The sequence below is a fragment of the Plantactinospora sp. B24E8 genome (genome assembly GCF_039871735.1).
Lineage (GTDB): Bacteria > Actinomycetota > Actinomycetes > Mycobacteriales > Micromonosporaceae > Plantactinospora.
Genome location: NZ_JBDPMH010000007.1, coordinates 174,178 through 191,746 on the forward strand (window position 1 = coordinate 174,178; position 17,569 = coordinate 191,746).

The window sequence follows — 17,569 nt, forward strand, 5'->3', positions numbered from 1 at the left end:
TCTCCCGGTCGGGGTCGGCGCGACCACGGAAACGTTGTCCCATCGTTACTGTCATGAAACTTACCTTCACGGCTGTTTACCTGAATATTTCTTTCAGTACCTGAGCACCTGAACCTGCGGGAACGAGACCAGGAGGAAGTCCGATGCGACCAAGGCTCACGGTGGCCGCGACGAGCGCCGCGCTCGTCCTCGCCGCCAGTGCGCTGGCCGCCTGCTCGGAGAACACCGGCGACAACGGTGACTCCGACAACGGCGGTGGGCGGCAGTTCACCAGTTCGATCGCGACCGACCCCAAGGACTCCCAGGGGCCGGCGGCGGAGGTTCCCGGGGCGCAGCCCGGCGGCACCCTCAAGCTGATCACCCAGGCCGACTTCGAACACCTCGACCCGCAGCGCACCTACACCTTCATCGGCATGTCGATCCAGCAGATGTTCGTCCGGACCCTGACCGTCTTCAAGGAGGACGGCAAGGGCGGCGTGCTGCTCGTCGGCGACCTCGCCACCGACGCCGGCAAGGACGTCAACAACGACTGCAAGACCTGGGAGTACACCCTCAAGGAGGGGGTGAAGTTCGAGGACGGCACGCCGATCCGGGCCGCCGACGTGGCGTACGGGATCGCCCGGTCGTTCGAGGAGAGCATCGACGGCGGACCGACGTACATCCAGGAGTGGCTGGCCGACAACCCGACGTACAACGCCAACTACAAGGGGCCGTACACCTCGGGCAGCGACACCGTCCCCGGGCTGACCGTCTCCGACGATCGGACCCTGGTCTTCAGCTTCGCCACGCCGCACTGCGACCTGCCGTTCGCGCTCTCCCTGCCGACCTCGGTGCCGGTGCCGAAGGCGCAGGACACCCGAACCGAGTACGACCGCCGGGTCGTCGCCTCCGGACCGTACAAAATCAAGGAGTACGCCAAGGACGCCCGGTTCGTGCTGGAGCGGAACCCGAACTGGGACCCGAAGACCGACCCGCTGCGGCACGCCTACCCGGACACCATCGAGGTCGAGTTCGGGCCGGACGACCAGGCGGCCACCGAGCGGGCGCTGGCCGGCAACGGCGCGGACGCCGCCGCGGTCGCCTGGGACGAGGTGCCGCAGGCGCTGGTCAACCAGGTCCTCGCCGACACCTCGCTCGGCGAGCGGGTGATCCGCAAGACCGCGCCGTCGGTCTGGTACCTCTCCATCAACAACGACCGGATCAAGGACCTGAAGGTCCGGCAGGCGATCGCCTACGCCATCGACAAGCAGGGCATCCTCGCCACCCAGGGCGGTGACGCGTCCGGCCGGCTCACCCACACCCTGCTCGCCGACACCACCATCGGGCAGACGAACTACCCGAACCCGTACGACGGCGGTCCGACCGGCAACCCGGAGAAGGCGAAGGAACTGCTCGGCGGGCAGCGGCCGAAACTGGTCTTCATGTCCCGGAGCACCGCCTTCGGCCAGCAGACCGCGCCGATCGTCGAGCAGAGCCTGGAGAAGGCCGGCTTCGACGTCACCGTGCAGTACGTCGACGACCACAACCCGACCGCCCGTACCCGGGGCAACCCGTACGACATCTACCTGAGCAACTGGGCGGCGGACTGGCCGAGCGCGGTCTCCACGATCCCGGTGCTCTGGGACGGCCGCAAGCTCGGCCCGCAGGGCAACTCGAACGTGTCGTACTTCAACGCCGACGACGTGAACGCCGAGATCGACCGGGTCAGCAAACTCCCGGCCGGCGAGGCGGGCCCGGAGTGGGCCAAGATCGACCAGATGATCATGGAGAAGTACGCCCCGGTGGTGCCGATCTACCAGGACAACACCTTCCTGGTGACCGGCCCGAAGGTCGGCGGCCTGCTCATCTCCGAGCAGTTCGGCACCCCGGTCTACTACAACGCCTACCTCAAGCCCTGACGGGATCAGGAAGGGCCCCTACCGCAAGGGGCCCTTCCTGAATCTCAGCCGCCGATCTCGTGCCACCGGCCGTCGGGACCCATCCGGAGTCGCTGCGGCGGCCGCATCAGCTGCACCAGGTCCTGCAGCCGGGCCCGCTCCGCCTGCTCGGCACCGGACGGATCGGTGAGCCGGAACCCGTGCAGCGGCACCCCGTCCGGGTCGACGTCGTCCGGCTCGGGGCGGCCCTCCAGGACAAAGCCGAACAGGGCGCGCAGCGCCGCCTCACCGAGGTCGAGCGGATGGAACGGCAGCGGGTACGGACCCTGCCGCGGCCACCCCGGTGCCGGCCGTACCGGATGATCGCCGGCCCAGTACGGCAGCTCGAAGTCGTACGGCTCGCCGATGTTCTCCACGATGCCGTCATCAGGCGAGAGACTGAGCGACCGGACCAGACGCCCGTCCTCCCAGACGGCGAACGAGAGCGCGTCGACCATCGAGTGCATGCCGTGCAGCAGGATGCGTCGTCCCGCGCCGAACGCGCGCAGCCGCTCCGGCAGTTCGGACGGACGGTGCGAGGTCAGCCGTCGGTCACACAGCAGTTCCGCACCGGCCAGCACCGTCGCGTACCCGACCTCTTCCGGCGGGTACGTCCCCTCGTAGAGGGTCGAGCCGGTCTCCGGTGCGACCTGGTGCTCGGGGTGGACCCGACGGACCAGGCCCTCGGCCTCGTCAACCGTGCACGGTGTCGGATTGCGCAGTGCCGGCCGGATGTCACCGTCGGCGTACGCCAGCATCGCTGTCTTGGCACCCATGCGGTCCCTCCCGATCCGGAGCGGGACGGTCAGCGCCAGCCGTAGCCGGCGCGCAGCGCCTGCCCCACCCGGTCGAACCGGGACCGGTCCAGGATCGCGCCCTCCCGCCGGATGCTGTCCTCGCGCATCGTCAGGACCCGGTCGAGGCGTACCCAGCTCGGCCGGTTGTCCCGGTCCCACGAGCCGGGGCCGAGCGCCAGCCAGTGCCGTTGGCCGTCCCGCTCACTCTGGCTGGAGAGCATCAGGCCGAAGAGGGTACGGCTGGCCCGGCCGACCACCAGCACCGGTCGGTCCTTGCCCTGGCGGGGATCGTCCTCGTACGGCACCCAGGTCCAGACGATCTCGCCCGGGTCGGCCTGTCCGTCCAGTTCGGGCGCGTACGTCAACTGTCGCCGTTGCAGAGCCGCCAACTGCCGCCGACGGGCGACCTGGGCAGGGGTGGGGCTGCCAGCGGTACGCGGGGCGGGGACCCGCCGGGTGATCCGGCTGACCGTCGCGGTCACGCCTCTCCAGAGATTCGCCACGAACCGGCACCCTACCCGTTCGCCGAGGTCCCGTCCGCCGGCGGCTCAGGCGTCTGCGGGCGGCGTCGGGCCGGGGGTGTGGGTCGCGACGGTCGCGGTCAGCGATCGGCTATCAATCGATCGCCACTAGCGCCAAAAGGTTTGTTATGGAAACCTATTGGCATGACTTCCGATTCGGTTCCGGTCAGCGGCGATCCCCGCCGACTGCTGGCTGACGCACGCGACCTCGCGCGCCGGGTTCGGCTCGCCCAGCGGGTGACATGGCTGCCGCTGCTGGTGCTGGCCGTGGTGACCTTCGGCGCGATCCTCGTCTACCGGTTCGGCCACGTGGTCGAGTTCGACTGCCGGTCGGTGGAGCGCGGCCAGCAGTGCAAGGTGTGGTACCAGACCGCGACCATCTATTGGTGGACCGCGCTGGTGCTGGCGTACCTGGTGATCGCCGTCGGGTACCGGCGGGTCGCCTCGGCCCGGGGCCTGGGCACCCGGGTGGCGCCGTACGTCATCGCGGGCATCACGCTGCTCACCCTGTTCACCGCCTTCTGGCAGGTGCGAGTGCACTACCTCCCGCTGCCGGACCCCGCGGGGCCCCCGGCCTGGTCCGTCCTCGCGTTGGGCCGCCTGACCGACTTCACCGGCTCGATCGGGCTGGCGCTACTGGTGCTGGCCTGGCTGGAGCGTCACCCCGCGCTGCTGCTGTTCGCCCTCGGGTACCTGACGGTGGTCGTGGTGCCGATCAACTTCGGGTGGGGAACCCACTGGGGGCCCGATTGGCAGTTCGCGCCGATGCTGGTCATCAGCGGCGGTGTGCTGCTGCTGGGCAGCGCCGGCTTCGCACTGGCGCAACGACTGCGGCGGCCCCGGTGACCGGACCCGTCGACACCCCGACGCCGGGCGAGACCGAATCCCCGCACCCGGTCACCGGGCTCGACGACGTGGTGCACCAGCGGGTCCGGCTCGGCATCCTCACCATCGCGCACGAGGCCCGCCGGGTCGAGTTCGGCTACCTGCGTACCCAGTTGGAACTGACCGCCGGGAACCTCTCCCAGCACCTGGGCGTGTTGGAGACAGCAGGTCTGGTGGAAATCGAGAAGGGCTACGCCGGACGGCGCGGCCGGACCTGGATCACCCTCACCCCGGCGGGCCACACCGCGCTCGTCGAGGAGATCACCCGACTCAAGCAGCTCATCGCCCGCGTCGAGACGATCCACGAGGAGGCGCCATGAACACCACACCGTCGATCGGCGGCGAACGACTGTCCCGCCGTGGCGTCATCACCGCCGCGCTGGCCGCCGGACTCACCGTGCCACTCGGCCTCTCCGGCCGGGCGAGCGCCGCTGCCGTCGCCGCCGGCCCGAGGCGGTTCGTCCTGCCCGCGCCGACCGGACCCTTCCCGATCGGTACGGTGCCGTTGCACCTCGTCGACCGTTCCCGTCCGGACCCCGTCGCCGGCCCGGGGCACCACCGCGAGCTGATGGTCAGCGTCTGGTACCCGGCCCGCGACGTCGCCCGGTACCCCCGGGCGCATTGGCTGTCCGACGCGCTCATGCGCGAACTGTTGACGTACCACGGGTTTCCGGCCGACGCGCTGCTGCCGGCGCTGACCGCCGGGCACGTGGGGGCGCCGGTACGGCGGGCGGGTGGCCGGATGCCGGTCGTGGTGTTCTCGCACGGCGCGCACGACCACCGCGGCCACAACACGATCGTGGTGCAGGAGCTGGTCAGTCACGGGTACGTCGTGGTCACCGTCGACCACACCCACGACGCGTTCAGTGAGTTCCCCGACGGCCGGCTCACCGTCCCGATCATCGGCGGCGAGCACTCCCTGGGCGCGGCGGACTTCGCCGCCGACATCCCGTTCGTCCTCGACCGCATCGCCGCCCTCGCCGCCGGGCGCAACCCCGACGCCGACGGCCGGCCGCTGCCGGCCGGCCTGCCCGGCCTGCTCGACCCCGGACGCGTCGGCATGTTCGGCTTCTCGAAGGGCGGTACGGCGACCGCGCTGGCCATGGGCCTGGATCAGCGCATCCGAGCCGGGCTGAGTCTCGACGCCCAGATGGAACCCCTCATCGAGACTGATCTCGCCCGGCCCTTCATGATGATGTCCGCGGACTACACCCGGGCCGAACCGTCGGTTGCCCAGTTCTGGTCACACCTGACCGGGTGGAGGCTGAACGTCCGGGCCGCCGACGGGCGCCACCTCGCGTACACCGACTACCAGATCATGCTTCCGCACCTGGCGGTCGCGGTCGGCATGACCGAGGAGGACCTGGAAGGCTGGGCCGGCACCCTCGACGCGACCCGGGCGGCGCGCATTCAACAGGCGTACCCGCTGGCCTTCTTCGACCTGCACCTGCGTCACCGGCGGCAGCGCCTGCTCGAAGGCCCGTCCCCGGCCTTCCCCGGGGTGTGTTACATCCCGTGAGGCGACGGGGCGCGGCGGCGATCCACTGACAGACCCGTAGCGGAACCGCCCCGGCGTCGAGGCGCGGTTGCCGGGGGCGGAACTCAGCCGATCCGGGTCAGCAGGTTGCGCAACCAGACCGGCCACCGGTGGCTGTCGTACACCTGCTCGGGGACCAGGTAGTGCTCCTCGTCGACCCGACGGATCACCTCGTCGCTGACCGGCAGCAGGACGAACTCGACGCTGAACGGGCGCAGCGGCCGGCCCAGCGAGCGTTCGGTCTCGTACGCGATGCTGCTGGTCACCGGCGAGCCCGGAGGATGCCGCTCGAACTCGAGGTTCCGGCGGGCGGTGTGCCAGTCCAGTGCCTCCCCGGAGCGTCGGGCGACGATCCGGCGCAGCGTCGGGTACGGAGCCAGGCCGAGCGGGTCAGGGGTGTCGTCGGCCGGCTCCAGGGTGTTCTCCGGGCGTACCGGCTGTCGGGTCGGGTCGACCAGGGAGAGCCACCAGCCGAGCCACTCCTCGCCCAGCACCTCGTCGGTCCCCCCGCCGCCCCGGGCCTGAGCCGCCGGCTGGCCGACCGCTGGGCTCGGCGCCGGTGGCTGGTCGAGGTCGAGTGGCCCGGGCACCAGCCAGTGGGCCGGCGGGTCGATCCGCTCGGCCGCCCGCATCCACAGTGCACAGTCGAGCAGATAGTCCCATCTGCGGATCCCCATCCGCCAGGAGATCGGACCACGGCGCACCTCGCGACTCCTCCCGCCGACCGACATCGGCCAGCGTAGAACGCCCGCCAAAACGCCAGGTCGGCGTCGGAGTCGGCCGGAGAGTCGACGAGGTCGGGGGTCGGCTCAGGCCCCTGGCTCGTACGACAGGTTCGGGCGGAGCCAGCGTTCGACCTCGGCGACGTCGAGCCCGACCCGCGCCGCGTAGTCCTCGACCTGGTCCCGGCCGAGCCGCCCCACCGTGAAGTACCGGGACGCCGGGTTTCCGAAGTACAACCCGCTGACCGCCGCCGCCGGGGTCATCGCGTACGACTCGGTCAGCCCGATGCCGAGCGAGTCGGCGTCCAGCAGCTCGAACAGCCGCCGCTTCAGGCTGTGGTCCGGACTGGCCGGGTAGCCGAGCGCCGGGCGGATCCCCCGGAACCGTTCCGCGTGCAGGTCCTCGATCGCCGGGTCGGCGTCCGGCTCGTACCACTCGCGGCGGGCCCGCAGGTGCAGGTACTCGGCGAACGCCTCGGCGAGCCGGTCGGCGAGCGCCTTCACCATGATCGCCCGGTAGTCGTCGTGCCGGGCCTCGTAGCTGGCCGCCAGTTCCTCGGCGCCGTGGATCGCCACCGCGAAACCGCCGAGGTGGTCCCCGGCCGGGGCGACGTAGTCGGCCAGGCACCGGTTCGGCCGGCCGGCCGGCTTGGCGGTCTGCTGCCGCAGCATCGGGAACCGGACGCCGTCGCCGGCACCGGAGAGCACGATGTCGTCGCCGTCGGAGTGTGCCGGCCAGAAGCCGTACGTGCCGACGGCGGTCAGCGAACCGTCCGCGATGATCTGGTCGAGCATCGTGTTGGCGTCGTCGTAGAGCTCCCGGGCCACCGGCTGCTCCAGGATCGCCGGGAACTTGCCCTTCAACTCCCAGGCGAGGAAGAGGAACTGCCAGTCGATCATCTCGCGGAGCTCGGTCAGCTCCGGCCGGACCGTCCGTACGCCGGTGAAGGCGGGCGCCGACAGTTCGTCGAAGGAGACCTGCTCCCGGTTGGCCCGGGCCTGACCGAGCTTGAGCAGGGCCACCCGTTCCCGGCTCTCGTGCTGTTCCCGCAGCCGCTGCTGCTCCTCCCGGTTGCGGGTGTCGAGGGCCTCGGCCCGCGTCGGGTTGAGCAGGTCCGAGACCACCCCGACCACCCGGGACGCGTCGAGTACGTGCACGGTGCTGCCCTCGTACGCGGGGGCGATCCGGACCGCGGTGTGCTGTCGTGAGGTGGTGGCCCCGCCGATCAGCAACGGCAGCTTCAGACCACGCCGCTGCATCTCGCTCGCGACCCCGACCATCTCGTCCAGCGAGGGGGTGATCAGCCCGGAGAGCCCGATCGCGTCGGCGCCCTCGGCGACCGCGGTGTCCAGGATCTTCGCCGCCGGCACCAGTACGCCCAGGTCGACGACCTCGTAGTTGTTGCAGCCGAGCACCACGCCGACGATGTTCTTGCCGATGTCGTGCACGTCGCCCTTGACCGTGGCCAGCACCACCTTGCCCTGGCCCCGACCGGTGTCGAGCCGCCCCTCCGCGCGGGCCTGCTCCTTCTCCGCCTCCATGTACGGCTCCAGGTAGGCGACCGAGCGCTTCATCACCCGGGCCGACTTCACCACCTGGGGCAGGAACATCTTGCCGGAACCGAAGAGGTCGCCGACGATCTTCATGCCGGCCATCAGCGGGCCCTCGATCACGTCGAGTGGCCGGGCGGCCTGCTTGCGGGCCTCCTCGGTGTCCTCCTCGATGAAGTCGACGATGCCGTGCACCAGCGCGTACGACAGCCGCTCCTCGACCGGGTTCTCCCGCCAGGAGAGGTCGACCGCACGCTTCGTACCGGAGCCGCTGACCGTGGAGGCGAAGCTGACCAGCCGGTCGGTGGCGTCCGGACGACGGTCGAAGAGCACGTCCTCGACGAGTTCCAGCAGGTCGGCCGGGATGTCCTGGTAGACGGCGAGCTGACCGGCGTTGACGATGCCCATGTCCAGCCCGGCCCGTACGGCGTGGAACAGGAACGCCGAGTGCATCGCCTCTCGTACCACGTCGTTGCCGCGGAACGAGAAGGACAGGTTGGAGATGCCACCGCTGGTCCTGGCTCCCGGGCAGCGCTGCTTGATCTGCGGCAGCGCGTCGATGAACGCCTTGGCGTACCCGTTGTGCTCGGCGATGCCGGTCGCGACGGCGAGCACGTTCGGGTCGAAGATGATGTCCTCCGGCGGGAAGCCCACCTCGTTGACCAGCAGGTCGTACGCCCGGGCGCAGATCTCCACCTTGCGTTCCGTGGTGTCGGCCTGGCCGATCTCGTCGAAGGCCATCACCACCACGCCGGCGCCGTAGCTCCGGATCTGCCGGGCCTGGGCGAGGAACGTCTCCTCGCCCTCCTTGAGGCTGATCGAGTTGACCACGCCCTTGCCCTGGACACACTTGAGCCCGGCCTCCAGCACGCTCCACCGCGAGCTGTCGATCATGATCGGGATCCGGGCGACCTCCGGTTCGGTCGCGACCAGGTTGAGGAAGGTGGTCATCGCCCGCTCGCTGTCGAGCAGGTCGGCGTCCATGTTGACGTCGAGGATGTTGGCGCCGCCGCGTACCTGCTCCAACGCCACGTCGACGGCGGCCTGGTGGTCGTCGCCCTCGATCAGCCGGCGGAACTTCGCCGAACCGGTGACGTTGGTCCGCTCGCCGATCATCACGAAGCCGGTGTCCGGGCCGATCGCGAACGGCTCCAGTCCGCTGAACCGGGTCTGGGTGGTCGGCGCCGGCACCGGGCGGGGCGGCTGGTCGGCGACCGCGGCGGCGATCCGCGCGATGTGCTCCGGGCTGGTGCCGCAGCAGCCGCCGACGATGTTGACCATGCCGGCGTCGACGAACTCCCGGATCAGCTGCCCGGTCTCCGCCGGCTGCTGGTCATAACCGCCGAACGCGTTAGGTAGCCCGGCGTTCGGGTGGCAGGCGACGTAGGTGTCGGCGAGCCGGGAGAGTTCCGCGACGTGCGGGCGCATCTCGGCGGCGCCGAGCGAGCAGTTCACCCCGACCGCGAGCGGCTCGGCGTGCGCGATCGAACTCCAGAACGCCTCGACGGTCTGCCCGGAGAGGGTCCGGCCGCTCAGGTCCACGATGGTCACCGAGATCCACAGCGGCAGGTCGGGCGCGACCTCGCGGGCGGCGGCGACGGCGGCCTTGGCGTTCAGCGTGTCGAAGATCGTCTCGATCAGCAGGATGTCGACGCCGCCCTCGGCCAGCGCGGCGATCTGCTCCGCGTACGCCGCCTTGACCTGGTCGAAGGTGACCGCCCGGAAGGCCGGGTCCTCGACGCTGGGGGAGAGCGACAGGGTCACGTTCAGCGGCCCGACCGAGCCGGCGACGAACTTGCCGCCCGCCTCGTCGGCGGCCTGCCGGGCCAGCTGCGCGCCGCGCAGGTTCATCTCCCGGACCAGCGACTGCAGGCCGTAGTCGGCCTGGGCGATGCTCGTCGCGGTGAAGGTGTTCGTCGAGGTGATGTCCGCGCCGGCCGCCAGGTACTGCCGGTGTACGTCGAGGATCACGTCCGGCCGGGTCAGGTTCAGCACGTCCGGGTCGCCGGTGACGTCGTGCGGATGGTCGGCGAGCAGGTCGTTGCGGTAGTCGGCGGGGGTCAGCCCGGCGCCCTGCAGCATCGTGCCCCAGGCGCCGTCGAGCACGACGATCCGCTGGTCCAGCAGGTCACGCAGCGCGGCGACCCGGGACGCCCGGCCGTCGGCACCGCCTGCCCGGCTCGACGTCGGATCGGCAGCGCCACTCGGTGCCGTGTTCATGAGACCACCTCCGTATGGGAACGGAGGCGCCCTTACCGAGGAACCGGGTGGAACCCAGGTCGAGCGTGGCGGGCGTCCTCGCCCGTTGCAGCGCCTCTCGACCCGACCGTCAAGAATACCGGACCACTCCGGGGCGGGTTGGCAACGTTCAGTCTTCGGGACACCGGAATGTTGCTCAGCAGGCACTCCAGGACTCGGCGGCGACCCGGTCCAGCCACTCCCGGACCAGTGCGTCGAAGAGCTCCGGCTGCTCGAACTGCAGGTTGTGGCCGGCCACGTCGAGCACCGCGAAACTGGCCCGGGGGTAGTGCGGCAGCAGGGCGAACTGGTCGACGTACCCGACGACGGAATCCTGTCGTCCGGCCAGGACCAGCGCCGGCCGCTGGTACGCCGGTCCGCTCTCCGGGTCGGTGGTCAGCACCCACCGCTGCCGGATCCGGGCCATCGCCGTACGGTCGGCGAGGTCGAGCCCAGACATGATCTCGTCCTGGAACCGGCGCAGCGTCTCCGCCGACTGCACCACGGCGATCTCGGTGAACTCCTCGGCGAGCCGTGGTTCGAGGGACCCGACCAGATCCGGGTCCGGACGGAGCACCCGGTGCTCCGGGCAGGTCCGGTCGGCCTGCTCCACCGCGGTGCCGGTCGGGCAGATCAGCGCCAGCCCGAGCACCTGCTCCGGACGCGACCGCGCCAACCCCCGGGCGAGGTAGCCGCCGTACGACTCGCCGACCAGCAGGAACGGGGCGTCTCCGATGGTCTCGTCGACGAAGTCCTGCACGGCGGAGAGGACGTCGTCCGAGCTCGCGATGTCGTCCGGGGCGGCCGACCGTCCCATCCCGGGCAGGTCCGGGTAGAGGCGGCGGTACCCCCGCCGGCCGGCAAAGACCGGTTCCAGGCAGCCGGACATCAACCGGTGGTCCGGGGTCCAGCCGTGCAACGCCAGCACCGGCACACCCTCACCGTGCTCGACGAAGTGCAGCTCTGCGGAGGTACGTCGGCTCATGGTGGCCCCCTTGATCGTGGTGCGGTGCGCCCGGCATCCTGCCGTCCGGGGACGACAGGTTCGAGCGGTTTACCGCCGGCCTGTGGTCGAGGTCACCGGAGGCCGGCTCGTCGGTTGACCTCAAGCTTGGTTGAGGTCGCACGCTGAGGGTCGACCGGTCGGCACGATGGCGGTCGACCAGTCAGGAGGAGCAGAAGATGATCAACCCGAGTGCGGCGCTGCGGATCGCCCGACCCAGTCGCGACCTGGCCGCCAGTGAGCGTTTCTACGTGACCGGGCTGGGACTGACGGTGCTCTATCGGGCCACCGGCGGCCCGGGCGAGCACGACCTGGTCATGCTGGGCTGGCCGGAGGCGGGCTGGCATCTGGAGCTGGTCGGTGGCCCGAACCTGACCGTCCCGCCCACCCCGGGTCCGGAGGACCTGCTGGTGCTCTACCTCGCCGGCCCGGTCGACGCTGCGTTGGTCACCCGGCTGGAGCGGGCCGGCGGACGCCGGGTCTCCCAGGGGGCGTACTGGGACCGCTGGGGGGTGACCGTCGAGGACCCGGATGGCTACCGCCTGGTGCTCAGCACCCGCGCCTGGTCCAACGCCGGCACTCCCGCCGCCGGACACCCGCTGGCCGGCCAGCCGGGATGAGACAACTTCCGGGAAGTAGTGGCTTCCGCCCGGGCGCGAGACCACTACTTCCCCGAAGTAGCGCGGTTCCCGGAAGTAGCGCGATCAGGCCGGCGGCCGGGCAGGGCAGACTGCCCGGATGACGATCAGGATCCGACGGGTCGAGCGCGCAGACGCGGCCCGGGTCGCCGAACTGCTCGGCCAGCTCGGCTACCCGACGACGGCGGCCGAGGCCGAGGAACGCCTCGACTGCTGGTCGGACGACCCGGCCAGCCTGCTGCTCGGCGCCGACGCCGACGGTCTGCTGGTCGGGGTCGCCGCACTGCACGTGACCCCGCTCCTGGAGCTCACCGGCCGGTTCGGCCGCCTGGTGGCGCTGGTCGTCGACGAGCGGTGCCGGGGCACCGGCGTGGGCCGGACGCTTGTCGAGGAGATCGAGCGGCAGGCCCGCCAGGCCGGTTGCCTCTTCATGGAGGTGACCAGCAGCCGCCACCGGGACGCCGCGCACCGCTTCTACCAGGGGCTCGGTTACCAGGAGACCAGCGCCCGGAAGGCCCGGTTCACCAGGTTCCTGTCCGCACCCGCGGCACCCGGGGGCGCCGGACCTGAACGGAAGTGAACTGGCGACCGACTCCCGGTCACCGGGCCTCGTCTGGTGGGACGGCGTCGAGCCGGGCCGCCCGGGTACGCAGGTAGCGCTGCTGGGGCAGGCTCATCGCCCGGTCGGCCGCCACCTCGTACGCCGCCCGGGCCGCCGCCCGCTCACCGGCCTGCTCCAGCAGGTGGGCCCGGACGGCGTACCAGCGGTGGTCGTCGGCGAGCCGGCTGTCGGTGCCGAGCTTGTCGACCAGGTCGAGGCCGGCGGCCGGCCCGTGTGCCATCGCCACCGCCGCCGCGTGGTTCAGCGCCACCATCGGATTGTCGGTCAGGGTCAGCAGCAGGTGGTACAGGGCGACAATCTGTGGCCAGTCGGTCTGTTCGGCGCTCGGTGCCTCGTCGTGCAGTGCGGCGATCGCCGCCTGGATCCGGTACGGCCCGATTCCACCCCGGGGCAGTGCCTCGGCGACCAGGCCCAACCCCTCGGCGATCTGGTCGGCGTCCCAGCGGCTCCGGTCCTGTTCCGCCATTGGGATCAGAGTCCCGTCCAGGCCGGTCCGGGCGCTTCGCCGGGCGTCGGTGAGCAGCATCAGGGCCAGCAGCCCGGTCACCTCGGGATCGTCCGGGAGCAGCCGGTGCAGCAGCCGGGTCAGTCGGATCGCCTCGGCGCAGAGGTCGGCGCGGAACAGGGCGGGCCCGGCGGTGCTCGCGTACCCCTCGTTGAAGATTAGATAGAGCACGTGCAGGACGCTGCCCAGTCGCTCGGCCCGCTGGGCGGCCGGCGGCAGGCCGAACGGTACCCCGCTGTCGCGGATCGTCCGCTTGGCCCGGCTGATTCGGCGGGTCATCGTCGCCTCCGGCACCAGGAACGCCCGGGCGATCTCGACGCTGGTCAGGCCACCGACCGCGCGCAGGGTCAGCGCGATCTGGGAGGCCGCCGACAACGCCGGATGGCCGCAGAGGAAGAGCAGGACCAGGGTGTCGTCGTACCCGGTCGGGGGCTGGTCGGCGGGCGGTGCCGTCCACCCCTCCGGCGGCAGCCGGCGGGCCACCGTCTCCTCCCGGCGTTGCCGGGCCTGCTCGGCACGGAGCAGGTCGGTCAGCCGGCGGGCGGCGACGGTGATCAGCCAACCCCGGGGATTGTCCGGTACGCCCTCGGCCGGCCACCGGGTGACGGCGGTGAGCAGCGCCTCCTGCACCGCGTCCTCGGCCGTGTCGAAGTGGCCGTACCGGCGGACCAGCGCGCCGAGGACCTGCGGCGCCAACCGGCGCAGCAGGTCCTCGGTCTGGGTCATCGGCCCGGTTACGCCAACTCCTCGGCGCCGTCGGCGATCGGCCGGACGTCGACGTACCACTCGCTGGTCAGCGACGCGCTCTCCGGGTGCGGGGTGTACGCCAACCGCGCGGCGATCTCGGTGGCCCGGTCGAAGCTGTCGCACTCGACGATGGTGTAGCCGGCCAGCACCTCCTGGGTCTCCGGGTACGGCCCGTCGGTCACCACCGGCGCACCGTCGCGCAGCTGGACCCGGCGGGTGTGCACCGGGGCGGCGAGGCCCCGGGCGTCGACGAACTCGCCCGACTCGACCAGGTCGTTGTTCCAGGCCGCCATGAACTCGTGCAGTTTGGCCACGTCCTCGGCCGGCCAGGCCGGCGAGTCAGGGGTGTCGCGGCCGGTGAGCGCGTCGTAGTCGCGCTGTGAACCGGTCAACATGATCATGTACTTCACGGTCTTCTCCTCTGCGGTCGGCGCCGGGGTGACGCCGTTCATCGGAGACGTCGGAGCACCGACGGCGTTCCGGACATCGGCCGGCCGGAGATCTGGACGGGGTCACAGACCGGGCGGAGGTACGTTCACAGATTGTGGCGCAGGAACTCGAGTTCCAGCGAGAGCAGACGCTCGGCGGTGCCACCGGCCGCCATGTGCGTCGCCCCGGTCAGCGGGATCACCGAGTGCGGTCGCCCGGCGGCGAGCAGGGCGGCGGAGAGCCGCAGCGTGTGCGCGGCCACCACGTTGTCGTCGGCCAGCCCGTGCACCAACAGGATCGGCCGGGCCTCGTCGAAGTGGCGTACCGGCTCGGCGGCGAGTTCGAGCAGCGAATGGTGGGCGTACACCTCGGGACTGTCGGTCGGCGTCCCCAGGTAGCGCTCGACGTACGCGGTGTCGTACAGGCCCCAGTCGGTGACCGGGGCGCCGGCGATGGCACACCGGAACAGGTCGGGCCGGCAGAGGGCGCCGAGCGCGGCCAGCCAGCCACCGAACGACCAGCCCCGGATCCCGACCCGGTTGAGATCCAGGTCGGGATGTTTGCCGGCGAGCGCCTGCAGCGCGTCCGCCTGGTCGGCCAGGATCACGTCGGCGAGGCGCCGGTGGATCACCTTCTCGAACGAGGGCGCCACTCCCGGGGTACCCCGGTTGTCGATGGTGACCACCGCGAAGCCGTGGTCGGCCCACCACTGCCGCTCCAGCCACGCCGACCGGGCCGCGACCACCTCCTGGACACCCGGACCGCCGTACACGTCGAGCAGGACCGGGAGTCGGCGGCCGGCGACGTGGTTGCCCGGGTAGACGACCGCGGCCGGCAGCCGGCGGTCGGTGACCCGTTCGAGCGCGGGTCGCGGCGCGTACGGCGGGGTCGCGGCCAGGTTCCGCAGCCGGCCGACCTCCTCGTCACCCTGCCACACCGCCCAGATCCCGCCGGGCTCGTCGAGCGAGCGGGAGTGCACCACGATCACGTTGCCGCCGACCTCGGCCGAGTGCCAGCCCGGATCGGCGGTCATCCGCCGGGCGTCGACCCCGCCGGCGCCGATCCCGGCCCGGACCCGGAACAGGTGCTGCTGGCTCGGCTCGCCGTTACTCCCCTCGACCAGCAGGTCCGGGGTGCCGTTGCGGGTCGGCAGCCAGCCGACCACCCGGCGTACGTAGAGCGAGGGCGGGGTGAGCAGGGTCCCGTCGGCGAAGAGGCACCGGGCGTCGTAGCCGTCGTGGGCGAGTTCGCCGCCGACCAGTACCCGACCGTCGGGCAGGTGGCGGGGGGTCCCGGCGACCGGGTCGACCCAGCGCGGGTCGGCGAGTTCGGCGTGCACCTGCGTCTCGCCGGTACGCGGGTCGACGGCGAGCACCAGCCCGTGCTGCTGCAACCGGCGCAGTACGGTGATCAGCGGCCCGGTTTCGGCCCACTCCACCGAGACCAGGTAGGGGTAGGTCTCCCGGTCCCAGTGCACGTCGACCCAGCCGCCGTCCAGGTCCAGCAGATGCAGGCTGACCTCGGCGTTCGGCCCGCCGGCCTGGGGATAGGCGATGGCGCGGGGCGGGCTGGCCGGGTCGCCGGGGTCGTGCAGGTACCACCGGGGCAGCCGGGACTCGTCGACCCGGGCGGCCAGGATCGACCGGCCGTCCGGCGCCCACCAGTAGCCCCGGAAGCGGTGGAACTCCTCGGCGGAGACGAACTCGGCGAGCCCCCAGGTGACCCCGTTCTCCTCCCCGGCGAGCAGCGTGTCGGTGCCGTCGGGGTCGATCACCCGGAGCTGCCCGGGCCGGACGTCCGGCGTGCTGCGGGTGTCGCCGAGGCTCGGCTCGACCACGTCGGTGACGTAGGCCAGCCGTTGCCCGGTCGGGTCCGGCCGGGGGTCCACGACCGGACCGGCGGTCGTCACCTCGACCACGTCGCCGTGCACCAGGTCCGCCCGGAACAGACGGCCGGCCAGCGGGAAGACCGCCACCCGGGCGGCCGGGTCGGTCGCGTACCGGGCGATCCCGCCGGTGCTGAGCCGGAGCCGTTCCCGCAGCGCCCGTTCGGTCGGGGAGGCGCCGGTGTCCTCCTCGCCGTCCAGCAGGACGGCCGGGTCGGCGACGAGGCGTTCGGTGCCGGAGGCGACGTCGAACAGCCAGAGGGCGTCGGCCGGGTCGGTCGGGCCGCCGGAGCGGAGGAAGACCACCCGTGACCCGTCGTTGGCCACCGTCACGGACCGCGGCGCGCCACAGGTGAAGCGCCGGGTACGGGCAGCCAGCTCCGGGTAGTCCACACCGTGATCGTAGGGCCGGGCGGAGGCCGATGTGGCCGAGCCGAAGCATCGGGTACCGGTCTGATACCGGTAGCCACCTGCTGACTCTCCGGGTGCGCCAACTCACTGCCTGCCCATGCCCGGGCGGGATCGGCGGCGTAAAGTGGCGCGGGTGACGAACCTGACCGTCCCGCCCGATCCGTCCGGCCCGGTGGGTCGGGCGGTCGACCCGCCCGCCCGGCGGCTGCTGCTGGTGCACGCGCACCCCGACGACGAGGCGATCGGCACCGGCGCGACGATGGCGTACTACGCCGCGGCCGGCGCCGGCGTGACGTTGGTGACCTGCACCCTGGGCGAGGAGGGCGAAATCCACGTACCGGCGCTGGCCGGGCTCGCCGCCGCCGAGGCCGACCAGCTCGGCGGCTACCGGATCGCCGAACTCGCCGCCGCCTGTGCGGCGCTGGGCGTCACCGACCACCGGTTCCTTGGTGGCGCGGGGCGGTACCGCGACTCGGGGATGATGGGGCTGCCGACCAACGACCACCCACGGGCGTTCTGGCGGGCGGATCTGGACACCGCGGCCGGCCACCTGGTCGAGATCATGCGGGAGGTACGCCCCCAGGTGCTCGTCACGTACGACCCGAACGGCTTCTACGGGCACCCCGACCACATCCAGGCGCACCGGGTGACGATGCGCGCGGCGGAACTCGCCGCCGCCGAGGGCTTCGGCCCCGCCAAGGTCTACTGGACGGCGGTGCCCCGGGGGGTGCTGGAGGCGGGGGTGGCCTCGTTCGCCGACGCGGACGTGGCGAACAACCCGTTCGCCGGCACCGAACACGTCGACGACCTGCCGTTCGGTACGCCGGACGAGCAGATCGCGGCCCGGATCGACGGCACCGACCAGCACGCCGCCAAGGAGGCGGCGATGCGCGCGCACCGTACCCAGATCCCGGAGAACTCCTGGCTCTACGCGGTTGCCGGCAACTTCGGCGGCGAGTTCATGGGGGTGGAGTACTACACCCTGGCCGCCGGGGTGAAGGGTCCGGGATCCGGTCCGTACGGCTGGGAGGACGATCTCTTCGCCGGGCTCGACCCGTCGACCGGGGCGGCGGAGCCGGCGGTGGTGGACCAGACGTCCGGTACGCCGACAGCCGCGTCCGGTACGCCGGTGGCGGCGGGCGCCCGGTGACTTTGCCCAGCC

15 protein-coding genes and 1 riboswitch are annotated in these 17,569 nt (G+C 71.7%); of the genes, 7 read left to right on the forward strand and 8 right to left on the reverse strand.

Annotated elements, in window-relative coordinates; all coding sequences use genetic code 11:
* Positions 1-143 precede the first annotated feature (143 nt).
* Positions 144-1,898, forward strand: a complete 1,755-nt coding sequence (locus ABGB21_RS14000) for an ABC transporter substrate-binding protein (protein WP_347652915.1) — start codon at positions 144-146, stop codon at positions 1,896-1,898.
* Between the two features lie 44 nt (positions 1,899-1,942).
* Here the strand turns inward: ABGB21_RS14000 and ABGB21_RS14005 are convergent, their stop codons facing one another.
* Both ABGB21_RS14005 and ABGB21_RS14010 read right to left on the reverse strand, forming a co-directional pair.
* Positions 1,943-2,692 carry a hypothetical protein gene (locus ABGB21_RS14005; protein ID WP_347678079.1) on the reverse strand — a complete coding sequence of 250 codons (750 nt, stop codon included), beginning with the start codon at positions 2,690-2,692 and terminating at the stop codon, positions 1,943-1,945.
* Between the two features lie 29 nt (positions 2,693-2,721).
* Positions 2,722-3,216 carry a type II toxin-antitoxin system PemK/MazF family toxin gene (locus ABGB21_RS14010; protein WP_347678081.1) on the reverse strand — a complete coding sequence of 165 codons (495 nt, stop codon included), beginning with the start codon at positions 3,214-3,216 and terminating at the stop codon, positions 2,722-2,724.
* Between the two features lie 162 nt (positions 3,217-3,378).
* Here ABGB21_RS14010 and ABGB21_RS14015 point away from each other — a divergent pair, with 162 nt between their 5' ends.
* The 3 genes from ABGB21_RS14015 to ABGB21_RS14025 are packed head-to-tail and all read left to right on the forward strand — an operon-like array spanning position 3,379 to position 5,638.
* Positions 3,379-4,080 (forward strand): hypothetical protein, encoded by a 702-nt coding sequence (locus tag ABGB21_RS14015; RefSeq protein WP_347678083.1) that lies wholly within the window; start codon positions 3,379-3,381, stop codon positions 4,078-4,080.
* Positions 4,077-4,439, forward strand: a complete 363-nt coding sequence (locus ABGB21_RS14020; RefSeq protein ID WP_347652911.1) for a transcriptional regulator — start codon at positions 4,077-4,079, stop codon at positions 4,437-4,439. Before ABGB21_RS14015 ends, ABGB21_RS14020 begins: the two co-directional genes overlap by 4 nt.
* Positions 4,436-5,638 carry an acetylhydrolase gene (locus ABGB21_RS14025; protein ID WP_347678085.1) on the forward strand — a complete coding sequence of 401 codons (1,203 nt, stop codon included), beginning with the start codon at positions 4,436-4,438 and terminating at the stop codon, positions 5,636-5,638. The genes ABGB21_RS14020 and ABGB21_RS14025 overlap by 4 nt, the downstream gene beginning before the upstream one ends.
* Before the next feature lie 83 nt (positions 5,639-5,721).
* On the opposite strand, the gene ABGB21_RS14030 is transcribed toward ABGB21_RS14025, so the two are convergent.
* The 3 genes from ABGB21_RS14030 to ABGB21_RS14040 all read right to left on the reverse strand — a co-directional run bounded on the left by ABGB21_RS14030 (position 5,722) and on the right by ABGB21_RS14040 (position 11,152).
* Entirely contained in the window at positions 5,722-6,360 is a 639-nt protein-coding gene (locus ABGB21_RS14030) for a hypothetical protein (RefSeq protein WP_347652909.1), read from the reverse strand.
* 105 nt (positions 6,361-6,465) lie between these two features.
* Positions 6,466-10,149 (reverse strand): methionine synthase, encoded by a 3,684-nt coding sequence (metH, locus tag ABGB21_RS14035; RefSeq protein ID WP_347678087.1) that lies wholly within the window; start codon positions 10,147-10,149, stop codon positions 6,466-6,468.
* Positions 10,150-10,166: 17 nt separating this feature from the next.
* Positions 10,167-10,254, reverse strand: a riboswitch (S-adenosyl-L-homocysteine riboswitch).
* A 70-nt stretch (positions 10,255-10,324) separates the two neighbouring features.
* Positions 10,325-11,152 (reverse strand): alpha/beta hydrolase, encoded by an 828-nt coding sequence (locus ABGB21_RS14040; RefSeq protein ID WP_347678089.1) that lies wholly within the window; start codon positions 11,150-11,152, stop codon positions 10,325-10,327.
* Between the two features lie 197 nt (positions 11,153-11,349).
* On the opposite strand from ABGB21_RS14040, the gene ABGB21_RS14045 reads away from it, so the two are divergent.
* Both ABGB21_RS14045 and ABGB21_RS14050 read left to right on the forward strand, forming a co-directional pair.
* Positions 11,350-11,790 (forward strand): VOC family protein, encoded by a 441-nt coding sequence (locus tag ABGB21_RS14045; protein ID WP_347652906.1) that lies wholly within the window; start codon positions 11,350-11,352, stop codon positions 11,788-11,790.
* 118 nt (positions 11,791-11,908) lie between these two features.
* Positions 11,909-12,388, forward strand: coding sequence for a GNAT family N-acetyltransferase (locus ABGB21_RS14050; protein WP_347678091.1), 480 nt, complete (start codon positions 11,909-11,911; stop codon positions 12,386-12,388).
* 19 nt (positions 12,389-12,407) lie between these two features.
* On the opposite strand, the gene ABGB21_RS14055 is transcribed toward ABGB21_RS14050, so the two are convergent.
* From ABGB21_RS14055 to ABGB21_RS14065, 3 genes are all read right to left on the reverse strand, one after another.
* Positions 12,408-13,661 (reverse strand): DUF6596 domain-containing protein, encoded by a 1,254-nt coding sequence (locus ABGB21_RS14055; protein ID WP_347678093.1) that lies wholly within the window; start codon positions 13,659-13,661, stop codon positions 12,408-12,410.
* 8 nt (positions 13,662-13,669) lie between these two features.
* Positions 13,670-14,083, reverse strand: coding sequence for a YciI family protein (locus ABGB21_RS14060; protein WP_347653071.1), 414 nt, complete (start codon positions 14,081-14,083; stop codon positions 13,670-13,672).
* Between the two features lie 134 nt (positions 14,084-14,217).
* A complete protein-coding gene (locus ABGB21_RS14065) occupies positions 14,218-16,389 on the reverse strand; it encodes a prolyl oligopeptidase family serine peptidase (RefSeq protein WP_347652903.1) in 2,172 nt (723 codons plus the stop codon).
* Between the two features lie 190 nt (positions 16,390-16,579).
* On the opposite strand from ABGB21_RS14065, the gene mshB reads away from it, so the two are divergent.
* Positions 16,580-17,557: an N-acetyl-1-D-myo-inositol-2-amino-2-deoxy-alpha-D-glucopyranoside deacetylase gene (mshB, locus tag ABGB21_RS14070; protein ID WP_347653070.1), complete on the forward strand. Its 978-nt coding sequence runs from the start codon at positions 16,580-16,582 to the stop codon at positions 17,555-17,557.
* The last annotated feature ends 12 nt before the right edge of the window (positions 17,558-17,569 follow it).